This window comes from Limnochorda sp. L945t, from assembly GCF_035593305.1.
GTDB lineage: Bacteria > Bacillota > Limnochordia > Limnochordales > Geochordaceae > Carboxydichorda > Carboxydichorda subterranea.
The window spans coordinates 1,995,216-2,008,839 of record NZ_CP141615.1 but is presented as its reverse complement, the minus strand read 5'-3'; the positions used below and the strand labels follow the sequence as shown (position 1 = coordinate 2,008,839).

The 13,624-nt window shown below is 68.4% G+C and carries 14 protein-coding genes, 1 tRNA gene and 1 pseudogene; 10 read left to right on the top strand and 6 right to left on the bottom strand.

Translation table 11 applies throughout. From position 1 onward, the window contains the following. The first annotated feature begins 28 nt into the window (after nt 1-28). The 10 genes and pseudogenes from U7230_RS09355 (at nt 29) to U7230_RS09310 (ending at nt 8,515) form a co-directional block, all read left to right on the top strand. Complete coding sequence (locus U7230_RS09355; protein ID WP_324715579.1) at nt 29-232, top strand: hypothetical protein; 204 nt, start codon at nt 29-31, stop codon at nt 230-232. A 15-nt stretch (nt 233-247) separates the two neighbouring features. Next, complete coding sequence (gene accD / locus U7230_RS09350; protein WP_324715578.1) at nt 248-1,132, top strand: acetyl-CoA carboxylase, carboxyltransferase subunit beta; 885 nt, start codon at nt 248-250, stop codon at nt 1,130-1,132. After that, a pseudogene (locus U7230_RS09345) lies at nt 1,122-2,072 on the top strand (acetyl-CoA carboxylase carboxyltransferase subunit alpha); the annotation flags it as partial. The gene accD and the pseudogene U7230_RS09345, both read left to right, overlap by 11 nt. 312 nt (nt 2,073-2,384) lie before the next feature. Next, nucleotides 2,385-3,830, top strand: coding sequence for a pyruvate kinase (gene pyk / locus U7230_RS09340; protein ID WP_324715576.1), 1,446 nt, complete (start codon nt 2,385-2,387; stop codon nt 3,828-3,830). 55 nt (nt 3,831-3,885) lie between these two features. After that, nucleotides 3,886-5,001, top strand: a complete 1,116-nt coding sequence (gene ald, locus U7230_RS09335; protein WP_324715575.1) for an alanine dehydrogenase — start codon at nt 3,886-3,888, stop codon at nt 4,999-5,001. Nucleotides 5,002-5,054: 53 nt separating this feature from the next. Next, entirely contained in the window at nt 5,055-6,395 is a 1,341-nt protein-coding gene (locus tag U7230_RS09330; protein ID WP_324715574.1) for an aspartate aminotransferase family protein, read from the top strand. After that, nucleotides 6,392-7,408, top strand: coding sequence for an AIR synthase family protein (locus U7230_RS09325; RefSeq protein ID WP_324715573.1), 1,017 nt, complete (start codon nt 6,392-6,394; stop codon nt 7,406-7,408). Before U7230_RS09330 ends, U7230_RS09325 begins: the two co-directional genes overlap by 4 nt. A gap of 81 nt (nt 7,409-7,489) precedes the next feature. After that, the gene (locus U7230_RS09320) at nt 7,490-7,873 is read left to right on the top strand and encodes a nucleotidyltransferase family protein (protein WP_324715572.1); all 384 of its coding nucleotides are present in this window, start codon (nt 7,490-7,492) and stop codon (nt 7,871-7,873) included. Continuing rightward, complete coding sequence (locus U7230_RS09315) at nt 7,870-8,382, top strand: ribonuclease toxin HepT-like protein (protein ID WP_324715571.1); 513 nt, start codon at nt 7,870-7,872, stop codon at nt 8,380-8,382. The genes U7230_RS09320 and U7230_RS09315 overlap by 4 nt, the downstream gene beginning before the upstream one ends. 46 nt (nt 8,383-8,428) lie before the next feature. Further along, nucleotides 8,429-8,515, top strand: a tRNA-Leu gene (locus tag U7230_RS09310). Between the two features lie 168 nt (nt 8,516-8,683). Here the strand turns inward: U7230_RS09310 and U7230_RS09305 are convergent. From U7230_RS09305 to U7230_RS09285, 6 genes are all read right to left on the bottom strand, one after another. Then, complete coding sequence (locus U7230_RS09305) at nt 8,684-9,202, bottom strand: hypothetical protein (protein ID WP_324715570.1); 519 nt, start codon at nt 9,200-9,202, stop codon at nt 8,684-8,686. Beyond that, nucleotides 9,100-9,597, bottom strand: a complete 498-nt coding sequence (locus U7230_RS15505; protein ID WP_404980656.1) for an FtsX-like permease family protein — start codon at nt 9,595-9,597, stop codon at nt 9,100-9,102. Before U7230_RS15505 ends, U7230_RS09305 begins: the two co-directional genes overlap by 103 nt. Before the next feature lie 64 nt (nt 9,598-9,661). After that, complete coding sequence (locus U7230_RS09300) at nt 9,662-10,501, bottom strand: carbohydrate ABC transporter permease (RefSeq protein WP_324715569.1); 840 nt, start codon at nt 10,499-10,501, stop codon at nt 9,662-9,664. Next, nucleotides 10,498-11,358: a carbohydrate ABC transporter permease gene (locus U7230_RS09295; RefSeq protein WP_324715568.1), complete on the bottom strand. Its 861-nt coding sequence runs from the start codon at nt 11,356-11,358 to the stop codon at nt 10,498-10,500. Before U7230_RS09295 ends, U7230_RS09300 begins: the two co-directional genes overlap by 4 nt. 104 nt (nt 11,359-11,462) lie before the next feature. Next, entirely contained in the window at nt 11,463-12,776 is a 1,314-nt protein-coding gene (locus U7230_RS09290) for an ABC transporter substrate-binding protein (protein WP_324715567.1), read from the bottom strand. Between the two features lies 1 nt (nt 12,777). Next, nucleotides 12,778-13,617: a nucleoside phosphorylase gene (locus tag U7230_RS09285; protein WP_324715566.1), complete on the bottom strand. Its 840-nt coding sequence runs from the start codon at nt 13,615-13,617 to the stop codon at nt 12,778-12,780. Nucleotides 13,618-13,624: the final 7 nt, after the last annotated feature.

Sequence of the window (13,624 nt, the reverse complement as noted above, 5' to 3'; positions counted from 1 at the left end):
CCGGGTCTGCCGAGGGGGGCTGGCTCCCATGGGTTGGGTGGTCGTCTACATTGCGCCCAACCGACCCGTTGCCAGGATGATGCGGGATTTGCTCCGCAGAGAGGGTTTCCTGGTGACGATGCGGCCGGCCGGAGGCTCGAAAGGTGAGGAAACGGGCAACATCGAGCTCCTGGTGCCGAGTTCCGAGGCGCGCGACGCCAGCGAGCTCCTGACGCGTTCGCTTGCCCAATAAAGTGGAGCTCAGTGGATGCTGAAAGACCTGTTCCGGGGTAAACCACGCTACGTCACGGTCAAGCCGCCGGCCACCATGCCCGTCAAGCGCGAGGCGCCCGACGGGCTGTGGACCAAGTGCAGCGGGTGCGGCGCCATCTTGTACAGCAAAGAGCTGGTCAAGCATTTTCGTGTCTGCCCGCGCTGCGGCTATCATTTCCGCATCGGCGCGTGGGAGCGCCTCAGGCAGGTGCTGGATGCTCCCGAGCAGTTCGTGCCCTTCGACCGGGACATTCGGAGCGTCAACCCCCTGGGGTTTCCGGGATACGAGGAGAAGCTGACCCGCTCCCGCCAGGCCACGGGGCTGGACGAGGCAGCGGTGCTCGGGCAGGGCACCATCGGGGAGTGGCCCGCCGTCGTAGGGGCCATCGACTTCGGCTTCATGGGCGGGAGCATGGGCTCGGTCGTAGGTGAGCGGATCGCGCGGGGCTTCGAGCGGGCGGTGCAGCTGGGGCTGCCGGTGGTCCTCTTCTCGGCGGGTGGCGGCGGGGCCCGGATGCATGAAGGGATTCTCTCCCTCATGCAGATGGTCAAGACGAGCCAGGCGGTCGCCCAGCATTCCGAGGCGGGGCTACTGTACATCTCCGTTCTGACCGATCCCACGATGGGCGGGATCTACGCGAGCTTCGCCTCCCTGGCCGACATCATCGTGGCCGAGCCGGGGGCGCTCATCGGGTTTGCGGGGCCCCGGGTGGTCGAGGAGACGATCCGGCAGAAGCTGCCGCCGGGGTTCCAGTCGTCGGAGTTCGCGCTCCGAAACGGCATGATCGACATGATCGTGGATCGCCGCCAGATGAAGCCGACGCTGGCGCGTCTTCTCGCGCTGCACGCGCCCCGGAAGGAGCGGCGCCATGCCCAGTAACGGCGTGTTCGAGTGGGAGCGGCCGCTGGTCGAGCTCGAGAGGCGACTTGCCGAGCTGAAGGCGTTCAGCAGCGAGCGCGGGATGGAGCTCCACCAGGAGATCGCGTTCCTGGAGCGGCGTGCCCAGCGTCTGCGCGAGGAGATTTACCGCAACCTGACGCCGTGGCAGCGCGTCATGATGGCCCGCCACAGCGGGCGCCCCACCTTTCTCGACTACGTGGCCCTCCTTTTCGAGGATTTCGTGGAGTTGCACGGCGACCGCAAGGCCGGCGACGACGGCGCGCTCGTCGGGGGCGTGGCGCGTTTCGACGGCCGCCCGGTCACGCTCATCGGCACGCAAAAAGGGCGCGACACCAAGGAAAACCTGCAGCGCAACTTCGGGCTACCCCATCCGGAAGGGTACCGCAAGGCGCTGCGCCTGATGAAGCAGGCGGAGAAGTTTGGCCGGCCCATCATCTCGTTCGTCGACGTGGTGGGGGCTTTCCCGGGTATCGAGGCGGAGCAGCGCGGTCAGGGCGTGGCCATCGCCGAGAACATCATGGCGATGGCGGCCCTGCGCACCCCCATCGTCGTCATCGTGACCGGCGAGGGCGGTAGCGGCGGAGCGCTGGCCATTGGCGTGGGAGACCGGGTCTACATGCTGGAGCACGCGTGGTACTCGGTCATTTCCCCGGAAATGTGCGCGACGATCCTCTGGCGGGATTCGAGCAGGGCGGCCGAGGCGGCGGCGATTCTCAAGCTGACGGCGCAGGATCTGTTGAGGTTCGGGGTGATCGACGGCGTCATACCGGAGCCTCCGGGGGGCGCGCACCGGGACCGGGCCCGGACCGCGGAGGCGATCCGCTCCGTGCTCCGGGAGGCGCTCGAAGAGCTGGGCCGCCTGAGCGTCGACGCGCTGGTGGAGCAACGGTTCCGCCGGTATCGCAACATGGGGGTCTGGGGTGCCACCGAGCAGCCCGAGCCCGCAAGTGCTCCGGCGGAAGCGAGGCAGCAGGAGCCACGTCGCGAGCCGGTCGCCGTCACCTCATCGGGGGAGGCCGGCGGGGCACCGGGCTTTGCCTCGCCGGAGCGCGGCAGTGCCGGACCGGCGGAGGGCGGTGCGGCCGGGGGCGGGGATCCGCAAGAGGAACGTTCCGGCCAGCGGGGCCGGCGCGGGGGCCGCAGGGGAGCCGCGCCGGCGCAGGATGCAGGGGAGTCGTCGGAGCAAGCCCGCTGAGAGCAGGCGGGCTTTGCAGGAGGAGCCATACGACCTGTGCCACCCTTTCGCCACACCAAGCTGGTCTGCACCATCGGCCCCGCTTCCGAGGACGAGACGGTCGTCACCGCGATGCTCGATGCGGGCATGGACGTGGCCCGGCTCAACCTTTCCCACGGAACGCTCGATGAGCACGCCCGGCGACTCGAGCGGTTGCGTCGCCTGAGCGCCCAGCGGCTGAGGCCCCTGGCGGTCATGCTGGACATCCAGGGGCCCAAGATCCGGCTCGGGGAGTTCGAGGCTCCCCGCACGTTACGCAAGGGCGAACGGCTGGTCCTCCAAGGGGTGGAGACACCCTCGAGCCCGGCCGATCCCGGCGCGATACCCGTCGTTTACCCTGGGCTCGCCCGATCGGTGCGCCCGGGCGGCCTCATCTACCTGGATGACGGGGTCGTGCGACTCACCGTGGAGGCGGTCGAGGGCGAACGGGTCACGTGCGTCGCTCAGACGAGCGGCAGCTTGCGCTCCCGCAAGGGGGTGGCGTTGCCGGGCGTACGGGTCGATCTCCCCGCCCTCACGGAGACCGACCGGCGCCACCTGGAGTGGGCGGCGGAGATGGGCGTCGACATGGTGGCGGCCAGCTTCGTCCGCCGTGGCGCTCACGTCGAGGCGGTGCGGGAGGCACTGGCGAAAGCCGGTGCGGAGCACGTGCCCGTCATCGCCAAGATCGAGAGCGCCGAGGGGCTGGACAACCTCGACGAGATCGTGGCGGCAGCGGACGGAGTGATGGTGGCGAGAGGCGACCTCGGGGTGGACATCTCCCTGGAGGAGGTCCCCGTCGCGCAAAAGGCGATCATCCGCCGGTGCAACGCGGCCGGCAAGCCGGTCATCACCGCCACCCAGATGCTGGAGTCCATGGTGCACAGCCCCACGCCCACCCGGGCCGAGGTGACGGACGTGGCCAACGCCATCCTGGATGGGACGGACGCGGTCATGCTGTCGGGCGAGACGGCGGTGGGCGAGTACCCCGTGGAAGCGGTCGGCATGCTGCACCGGATCGCTCTGTCGGCGGAGCAGGCCCTCGACGACCACAAGGCCGTCGTGGCGCCCGGCGCGACCGTGGCCCCGGAGCGACCCGGGAAGGTGGCGAGGGCGATCAGCCGGGCTGCGTGCCACATCGCCGCGGAGGTGGGCGCAACGGCCATTCTCTGTTCGACGCAGTCCGGCGCCACCGCCCGGATGGTGGCGAGCTTCCGGCCCCGGGCTCCCATCATTGCGGCCACGCCGCGGCCGGAAGTGGCCCGGCAGCTCGCGGTGGTGTGGGGAGTCTTCCCCGTCGTGGTCCCGCGCGCCCGGACCATCGACGAGATGCTGGACCTGGCCATCACGGCCGCGTTGCGGACCGGATACGTACGGCGAGGCGACCGGGTGGCGGTGGCGGCCGGCGTGAAGACCGACATGCCGGGTTCGACCAACTTGATCCAGGTGCACGAGGTGCCGTGACCGGTTCGTGACGAGAGTTCGGGGCGAGCATCGCAGGGGGAGGGGTGGGTCGGCGGTGATCATCGGCGTTCCCAGGGAGATCAAACCGGGCGAGAACCGGGTCGCCATCGTCCCGGCCGGGGTGGAGGAGCTCACCCGGCGAGGCCACCGGGTCCTCGTCGAGGAGGGCGCGGGGAGAGGCAGCGGGATTCTCGACGAGGAGTTCCTCTCGGCGGGCGCCATCCTGCGCAAGCAGGCAGAGGAGATCTACGCCGAGGCCGACCTCATCCTCAAAGTCAAGGAGCCGCAGCCTTCGGAGTACCCCCTGTTGCGGCGCGGCCAGGTGGTCTTCACCTACTTGCATCTGGCGGCCGACCGGGCTTTGACGGTGGCCCTCGTCGAGCGCGGGATCGTGGGCATCGCGTACGAGACCATCCAGCTGCCGGACGGTTCGCTGCCCCTGTTGACGCCGATGAGCGAGGTGGCAGGGCGCATGTCCGTCCAGGTGGGTGCGCAGTTCCTCGAGAAGGTGCACGGGGGGCGGGGTATCCTGCTGGGCGGAGTGCCGGGCGTGCCCGGGGCCGAGGTGGTCATCCTCGGCGGGGGGACGGTGGGGTTCAACGCGGCCCGCATCGCTCTTGGCATGGGAGCCCACGTGACGGTGATCGACTCCAACGTGCCGCGCCTTCGGTTTCTGGAGGAGGTGCTCCAGGGCAACCTCATCACGGTGGTCTCCAACCGTTACAACATCGACCGGGCCGTGCGGTACGCCGACCTGGTCATCGGGGCGGTGCTGATCCCGGGGGCGAGGGCGCCGCGCCTCGTGACCGAAGAGATGGTGCGGGCCATGAAAGAGGGCAGCGTCATCGTGGACGTGGCGGTCGACCAGGGCGGGTGCATCGAGACGGTGGACCGCGCCACGACCCACGATGACCCGGTCTTCGTGAAACACGGGGTCGTCCACTACGCCGTCGCCAACATCCCCGGCGCCGTGCCCCGCACCTCGACCTATGCGCTGACCAACTGCACGCTGCCGTACGTGCTGGAGCTGGCGGACAAGGGTTGGAAAGCGGCGGTGCGGGCGAGCCGGCCCCTTGCGCTGGGTGTCAATCTGCTCGAGGGCAGCGTAACGTACGAAGCCGTGGCCAGGGCGCACGACCTGCCGTACGTGCCCCTGGCCGAAGCGATGTAGGGGGGCTCAGGCCGCAGGGCCGGGCCTTGCCCGACCACGGAGGGGTCGTCGGCTTGCAAGAGGAACAGTACCGAGCTCGCTTTTCGGGCAGCGCTGCGCTCTTTGGAAGGGCGCAGCGGCTTTTTCCTTCGGGGCTGACCCACGATGCCCGCTACCTGGAGCCGTTCCCCGTTTACGCAGCCCGTGCCGCGGGCGCCCACAAGTGGGACGTGGACGGCCACGAGTTGATCGATTACTGGATGGGCCACGGGGCGCTCCTGTTGGGGCATGCCCACCCGACGCTCGTGGAGGCGGTGACCGCCCAGGTAGCCCGGGGCACTCACCTGGGGGCGAACCATCCTCTCGAGGTGGAGTGGGCGGAGCTCGTGCAGGCGCTCATGCCGGCGGTCGAGCGCATACGCTTCACCAACTCGGGCACCGAGGCGACCCAGCTGGCGATGCGGCTGGCCCGCGCCTACACGGGGCGGACCCGCATCGTGAAGTTCCAGGGGCACTTCCACGGGTGGCACGATACTGCTGCCGCAGGGGGAGCGGTTCGCCCGGCGGGCATTCCCGAGGAGGTCATGGAGGCGGCGCTGGTAGTGCCGCCCAATGAGCCGCGGGTGTTGGAGGAGGCGCTCCGTTCGCATCCCGACGTGGCTGGGGTCATCATCGAGCCCGGCGGCGGGGCGTGGGGGGAGCTCCCGGTCCGGGCGCAGTTCTTGCACGACGTGCGGGATCTCACCGAGCGCTACGGCGTCGTGCTCATCTTCGACGAAGTCGTCACGGGCTTCCGGATGGCGCCGGGCGGGGCGCAGCAGTACTACGGGATACGGCCGGATCTCGTCTGCCTCGGCAAGATCCTGTGCGGCGGGCTGCCCGGCGGCGCGGTCGGCGGTCGGGCCGAGATCGTCGACCTGCTGGCCTTCACGGGGGACCCGGCGCGAGACGCCCGTAAGGTGGCCCACCTCGGGACCTTCAACGCCAACCCGCTCTCCGCGGCCGCCGGGATTGCCATGCTGCGCCAGGTGCAGACGGGCGAGCCGACCCGCCAGGCGGCCCAACTCAACGCCCGTCTGGTGGCGGCCCTCAACGAGGTGCTGGAGCGCAGGCGGGTCAAGGGGTTCGTGTACGGCCTCTCGTCGTGGTTCCACGTCGCCCTCGGCACAGAGGGAGAGCGGCAGGCCGACGGCTCGTGGTGGCCGCTGACCACGGCGGGCGCCGGCGCGGAGCTTGCGGCCCAGGGGCTGGTGCAGCGGCTGCGCCGGGCCATGCTGCTCGAGGGGGTCGACCTGATGCGAAATGGCGGGTTCTTGTCCACGGCTCACACCCTCGCGGACCTCGAGGCGACGGCACAGGCCTTCGACCGGGCGCTCGAGCGGATGCGCGAGGATGGGGGGCTGCCCGAGCGGTGACGAAGCGGCGCGGATCGCCGGTCAAGGCGGGCAAGCTGCCCCCGGAGAAGCTGCGGGAGCTGGTCTTGAGCCGGCTCGGGCGAACGCGTCCCGAGGTGCTGGTGCATGCCCGCCTCGGTGAAGACTCGGCGGTGGCCGACCTGCGGGGCCGCCTGCTGGTGGTGTCGAGCGATCCGATTACGGGCGCGTCGGCGGAGATGGGCCGGCTCGGTGTCCACGTGGCATGCAACGACGTGGCCGCCATGGGGGCGGATCCGCTTGGCGTCCAGATCGTGCTGCTGCTCCCCGACGGCACGACCGAGGCGGATATTGCGGCCATCATGGGGCAGGTGGCCGACGCGGCCGAGGAGCTCGGCATCGAGGTCATGGGCGGCCATACCGAGGTCACGAGCAAGGTCGGTGCGCCGATCATCGTCCTGACGGCCATCGGCGTCGTGGAACGGGAGCACCTGGTCACCTCGGCAGGCGCCCGGCCCGGGCACGGGCTGCTGGTGACCAAGCCCGTGGGGCTCGAGGGTACGGCCATTCTGGCCACCGATCGGACTGAGGAGCTGCTGGCGACGCTCGGGCCAGAGGGGCTGGAAAGGGCCAGGGGCTTCTTCTCGGAGGTCAGCGCGGTCCGCGACGGCCGGGTGGCGGCCCGGTTGGGTGCGAGCGCCATGCACGACGTGACGGAGGGCGGGCTCCTGGGGGCGGTGTGGGAGATGGCCCAGGCCTCCGGGTGCGGGGTGGAGGTCTGGGAAGAGGCCGTGCCCGTGCGAGAGGAGACCCGGCAGGTGTGCCGGCGCTTCGGCATCGACCCGCTGCGGCTGATCTCGTCGGGGGCGATGCTGGCCGCTGCTCCCGACGCGGGGGCGGTGGTGCAGGGGCTGCGCGACGAGGGCCTGGAGGCCGCCGTGATCGGGCGGGTGCTTCCGGTGGCGGAGGGTGTCCGCGTCGTGCGGGTAAGCGGCGAGGTGCAACCTATCAGCGCTCCGCCCGTCGACGACCTGTGGCGGGTGCTGTCGAGCTGAGCCAGACCCCGACGCGGGGCCGAAGACTACCCGGAGAACCATGCTATACTGACCCGGGGGTAAGGTGGTCGGCCCGCTCTCATGCCAAAACTGGCGCGGGATCTCACGTCTGAAGAGATCGCACGCTATCGAGCGACGGCTTTGGAGCGCGAGCGCGACAAGGCGCGGCGCGCAGAGCAGCGGCATCGCAGGGCGTGGGATCTGGCCCGTCGGGCCGCGCAGCTCCTGCGTACGAAGTACCGGGCGGCGCGGGTCGTCGCTTTCGGCTCCTTGGTCGAGGAAGGCCGTTTCGGGCTCGGGTCCGACGTCGACATCGCGGTCTGGGGCCTTCCGGGTACGGCCTATTTTCGGGCGGTGGCCGAAGTGGCCGAGATGGACCCCGAGATTCCCATCGACCTCGTCGACGGGGAGAGCTGCTCCGGAGGGCTGCTGCGCTCCATCGAGAAGCACGGGGTAGAGCTATGATCGGTCGCTATGCGGTGCTCGCGGAGCGTATTCGCCAGGAACTCGAGGAATTGGCGCCGCTGGTCGGCCGTGCGCGGCGATACGTGGCGGTCGCCGTTAGCTCGTCCGACCCCGAACCCTACCTCGATGGTGCGGCGCTCAATCTGCACGGGTTTTACTCCGGGCTGGAGCGGGTTTTCGAAGCAATCGCAAGAGAGGTAGACGGATCGGTCCCGGCCGGGCCCCACTGGCATCGTGAGCTGCTCAGGCAGATGCAGCTCGCTGTCAGAGGGGTCCGGCCGGCAGTGCTCACCGGGGAGACCGCGGCTGCCCTCGAAGAGTACCTGGGCTTTCGGCACGTGGTGCGCGCACTCTACACGACTCGGTTGCGACCGGACCGGATTCGCGAACTCGCGGATGCCGCACAGGGTGCCTTCGAGCGGGCCAGCGGTGAGCTCCTGGCATTTGCCGCGTTCCTCGAAACGGCTGCCGCCGACCAAGCATCGTCCGGGGATAACGCGGGCCGTTGACGGCTGCCGGCGACCGTTGGTATCATGGGCTCGCTTCCCGTCGTGTGCCGGCGTGGCGGAATGGCATACGCGCTCGACTCAAAATCGAGTGGGGTGACCCCCCATGCGGGTTCGACTCCCGCCGCCGGCACCAATCCCGAGGAGCAGCCAACGTCGCCCTCCCGGGGGTGTACGGTGTACTCTTCGGGCGGCCTGCGCACCCTTCATTTACCCCGGTTGAGGTCGCGCACTCCGGCGGCACCTCGCGAAGGTCCAACGAGCGGCTTCGTGGCAACGTCGGTGGAGCAGACGGCCCGCCGGTTCATGACCGCTTGCTACCTGCCGGGCCGCCGCCCGTGCTGTCCCCGGGCACCCTGGCCAGCGTGGCCACGGCGCCGAAGAGGGCGAGGCCGGACAGGGCAAGGGGCGCAAAAGGCGGGGGCATTTCCCTGCGGCGGAAGGACGGAGCCGGGAGCCCTTGCGCGCGAGCGACCGGAATGGACCTGCGCTGGAAGCCTTCGGGCTGCTCGAAACGCCCCTCCGAGGGGAAACCCGGCGGGAAGCCGCGGCGCTGGGCGTGTTCGGCGACCCCGATCGGGCCTGATATGGCGAGGAGTGCGAGAAGCACGGCCGCCCAGACCGCCGCACGCCCGTGCAGGAGGAAGGCGGCTCCGGCCAACAACAAGCCGATCAGGGCCGCGACCACTGCCATGATCTGGGGGCCGTCCGTGTGCCGGGTCACGAGCAGTTCGGCGAGCACCGTGAGGAACCCCAGGCCGACCAGGACCAAACTCCACTCGGGCAAATGAAGGCGTGCTCGGGCCTGGATGCGTTGTAGCAAGCTGGTTCACCGTCCTTGAAGGCTTCCGTGGACTTGGGTACTCCGAGCGCGACTGTAGCACGCCGGGCACCCGACCCTGTGAACGCATTGTGAAGATTACTGGGAGGGATTCTGAATATCCCACCAGGTGTGAGGAGGATGGGCGTCAGCAGCCGGCTCATCGGCCGGGCGGCTGCTGCCGCCACTGCCCCGCCGAGTCCTGCCATGGTGGACGTCTTGGCCAGCACCTCCAGCATGATACGGCCACGCGTGGCCCCGAGTGCCCGTCGCATGCCAATGGCGCGGGCCTGTTCCGCCGCGCTCAGGAGGGTCACCGCCAACAAGGCGAGGGCGCTTACGCCCCCGGAGTAGTTCGGGAAACAGCAATCAAGTCCAGGCCTGCGATGCGCCCGTATTCGGGCGTGGTGAAGTCGACGTCGCTGAGGGCCGCAGTGGGTCGGTAAACCCCTTGGCCGGAGCTTACTTGATGCTCCCCGCGGTCAACCCCTGGACCAGGTACTTCTGGATCAACAAGCCGAACACGACGAGGGGAAGGGCGGTCACGACGCCTGCCGCGCTCATGGTTCCCCAGTCGACGGCCTTCTCTGTCACGTACATGCTGACGAGGACCGGCAGGGTGCGCGCCTCGGCCCCACCCAGTACCAGCGGGAACAGGAACTCGTTCCACACCAGGATGGCACATAGCACGGCAGTCGCCGCCAGCCCGGGGGCCGTCAGCGGAACCACCACGCGCAGGGCCGCCCTCGAGCGCGTGGCGCCATCGACCATGGCTGCCTCTTCCAACTCCACGGGAATCTCCGCGAAGAAACCCCGCATCATCCACACGGCAAAGGGCAGCGCCAGGAAGGCACCCGCCAGCACCAGTACCGTGCGCGTCCCTGCGAGGCCGATCCAGCGAGCGCCGACGAAGAAGGGGAGAATCATGACGACCGGCGGCGTCATGCGTGCCAGCAGGATCAAGAAGCTCACCGTCTCTCCCGACCGCAGGCGAAACCGGGAGAGGGCATACGCCATCGGCACTCCCAGGAATAAGGCCACGGCGACCCCACCGGTTGTGACCACGATGGTGTTGGCGATGACCCGAAGGACCTCATGGCTGGACAGGAAGTGCCGGTAGTTGTCCAGGCTCGGCTGCCGGGGCCACCATGCCGGCGGTACGGCAAACTGTTCGGCTTGCGGCTTCAGCGACGAGACGACCACCCAGACCACGGGATAGAGACTCCACGCGACCACCCCCAGGAGCCACGCTGCGGCGGCCAGGTCCCCGGCCGGCCGGGCCCACGAGCGACTGCTCATCATTCCCACCCGATCCCTTTGCGGTATGCGAGCGTCATCAATAGCGCCACGATCAGCGAAAGAACGCCGAGTGCTCCTGCGTATCCGAGCTGGTAGCTCTGGAAGGCCATGCGATAGGTATAGAAGCTCAACACTTCGCTGGACGACCCTGGCCCGCCGCCGGTCACGACATAGACCGCGTCGAACAAACGCAGGGCGCTCAAGGTGCGGATGACGACGGCCACGAGGAAGGCAGGCCTCAACAGCGGAATCGTGATATGCCACAGGCGCTGCCACGCTCCCGCTCCGTCTACCAGGCTCGCTTCGAACGGCTCCGCCGGCAACGCCTTCAACCCTGCCAGCACGACGAGAGTCACGAAGGGGAAGGCCTGCCAGGCGTCCAGGCCGATCAAGACGGGTAGCACGAGCGCCGGGTTGGCCAGCACGGGCGGATCGACCAGGGCCGTCCATCCAAGCCACCGGAAGAGCCAGGGCAACGGCCCGAAGTCGTTGTTGAGCAGAAACCGCCAGGCGAACGCGGCCACCACGGGGGTCATCATGAAGGGCACGAGGATGATGGAGGTGATGACCCGGCTTCCCGGTAGTCCCCGGTGGAGGGCGAAGGCGGTGATGGTCCCGAGGAAAAGCTCCAGGACGACGGCGCCCACGACGAAGAAGAGGGTACGCCCCAGTGTCTGCCACGTGAGAGGATCCATCAGCATGCGTTGGAAGTTGGCCAGGCCAGCCCAGCGTACGCCCAGGTCGGGTCGCAGGAGGCTCCACCGGACCAACGACACGCCCACGCTGTAGGCCAGGGGGACGGCGAATATCAGGGCGAGGAAGCCGAGCCCTGGAGCGAGGTACGGTGCTGCCTCCGGCACATACCGGCGTTTACGACCGGGTGACCCAACCGTCCGTGTCCGGATGAAGAGGCCATGGGGCGGGAGGGCCCCGCCCCGCATGCTCTTGAGGGTCTGTCCGAGCATCAGTAATAACCCGCGTCCTTCATCATGCGATCCACTTGGGCGGCTGCGTCCCTCAGGGCTTGGTCTGCGCCCCTTTCACCTGACAGGAAGCTGGAGACGGCCGGTGCGATCGCCTCGTTGACGATCGGCGGCCCCTCCGGGATGAGCGGGACCATCGGGGTCGGTACACAGTGAGACAGCGCATCCTCGAAAGCCCCCAACCACGGCATCTTCCCCTGTAGCACGGGACTCCGCAGAGCCGACAGCCGTGCCGGGATGTTACCGACCGGAGCCGCCGCAATCATGGGAGCCGTGCCGGTGACGTGCTGCACCCATTGGATGGCCTGCTCCTTGACCGGCGACCGGGCGCTCACGACGAACCCCCACGAGATGTACAGCATGGGCAGCTTCTTGCCCGCCTGTCCGTCGGGCCTGGGGAAGCCCACGAACGAAGCCTTGCCGGCGATCTTGGAGGACTTCGGGTCGTTGGCATAAAAGAGCCCCGTCGTCCACAATTCGGCCATGGCACTTCGACCCGACGTGAACTCGGTGAGCGCTTCCTGGAAGTCGTAGGAGTAAGCCGCCGGGTTGGCGAACCGGAACATCTCCTTGACTTCGTTGAGCGCTCGCACACCCTCAGGCCCATCGAAGGCGGGGTGCATCCGCTCGTCCAACAGTTTCCCGCCGTACGCCCATAGCCGGTTGAGGAAGTGTGTCGCCAGGAAGATGCTCCGCTTACCCATCAACGTTACCCCGTAGAGCTTGGGAGGACGGTGGAAGAACTCCGCGACATCCCGGTATTGAGCCAGCGTCCTTGGGGGCGCCAGTTCGTAGCCGTAGCGCTCCCTGAAGGCCGCCTTTTCCTTCGGATCGTTGAAGAGGTCCGTCCGGTAGACGATACCGCCCAGCTCGTTCATGTACGGGATGAAGTACAGATGCCCTTGCTGAACGGCGTTGACGATGCCGGGCATGTCCTGCCGCATGGCGTCGCCGAGCAACCCATCGAGGGGCTCGAGGTAACCGGCCGTCGCAAACGACGGGTACCAGAGCATGCTCACGTACGCGACGTCGAATGCGGGCCTCCCGCTGGTGAAGTTGAGGGTCAGATAATCGAGGTAGTTGGCGTAGGGCACTTGTTCGAGGACGACGTCGATGCCTGTCTTCTCCTCGAACGGCTGGATCTGCGTCTTCCAGGCCTCGGTATGAATGCCGAACTCGCTGACCACCCGCACTCTTACGGGCGCGGCCAGCGCCTGAGCACCGGCGAGGAGCGCCATCGACGCCACCGCCGCGGCCCATGCAAAGCGACTCAGCCATGTCCGCTTGCCCTGCATTTCACGGCTCCCCTCTCTCGTTCTTCCCGTCGGGCGACCCCGATTGCAGCTGATGGGCCAGCAACCGGGCCGCTTCGAGCGCAATCCGGATGGATGCTCGCACCCCGCGCTGGATCACGTCGCGGGATGGAGAGTCGACGCTGAGATCCACTCGCTCCGAACGGCTCTGGCGGTACCGGTTGGCATAGACGGTACCGATGAAGCCCGAGTGGACCCCGCGCAGCGAGGCCACCACCATCAGCGCGGCCGCTTCCATCTCCATGGACACGACGCGTTTTCGGACCCACTGATCGAAGTACTCGGGGGTTCGCGCATAAAACGCGGAGTGGGTCCAGTTGATCCCCGTGTGGAATCGGTAACCCATCTCGCCGGCCGCCTGTATGAGGGCCTGGTACACCGGTGGGCTCGCGGCCGCGGGGTAGTTCTCAGGGACGTAATAGCGGCTGACCCCGTCGTCCCGCACGCAGGCGTACGGGATCACGAGATCGCCTTCCTCGAGCTCGGGCTGAAGGCCTGCAACGCTGCCCACTCGGATCAGTACGGTTACCCCGAGGTTGATGAGCTCTTCGTAGGCGATTGCCGCCGACGGCCCGCCCATGCCGGTCGACGTGACACCCACGTCCACGTCCCGGTACCGTCCCCGGTAGGTGATGAGGCCGCGGTTGTCGGCGATGAGCCGGGCGTTCGCCAGTTCACTGACGATGAGCGGGACGCGCCCCTGGTCTCCCGGCACGATGACGGTGCTCGGGACGTCGCCGGGACCGCAGGCGATGTGGTACTGGCGCTTTCCTTCGAGCCCCGTCGGTTGGCGGTAGTCCGAACGTTCCAGGTGACCCTCCAATGCGTGA

Excerpts from the sequence above, each read along its gene's own strand:
- U7230_RS09355 (WP_324715579.1), top strand. The coding sequence starts at position 29 with ATGGGTTGGGTGGTCGTCTACATTGCGCCCAACCGACCCGTTGCCAGG.
- accD (WP_324715578.1), top strand. The coding sequence starts at position 248 with ATGCTGAAAGACCTGTTCCGGGGTAAACCACGCTACGTCACGGTCAAG.
- U7230_RS09320 (WP_324715572.1), top strand. The coding sequence starts at position 7,490 with ATGCCAAAACTGGCGCGGGATCTCACGTCTGAAGAGATCGCACGCTAT.
- U7230_RS09315 (WP_324715571.1), top strand. The coding sequence starts at position 7,870 with ATGATCGGTCGCTATGCGGTGCTCGCGGAGCGTATTCGCCAGGAACTC.
- U7230_RS09300 (WP_324715569.1), bottom strand. The coding sequence starts at position 10,501 with ATGATGAGCAGTCGCTCGTGGGCCCGGCCGGCCGGGGACCTGGCCGCC.
- U7230_RS09290 (WP_324715567.1), bottom strand. The coding sequence starts at position 12,776 with ATGCAGGGCAAGCGGACATGGCTGAGTCGCTTTGCATGGGCCGCGGCG.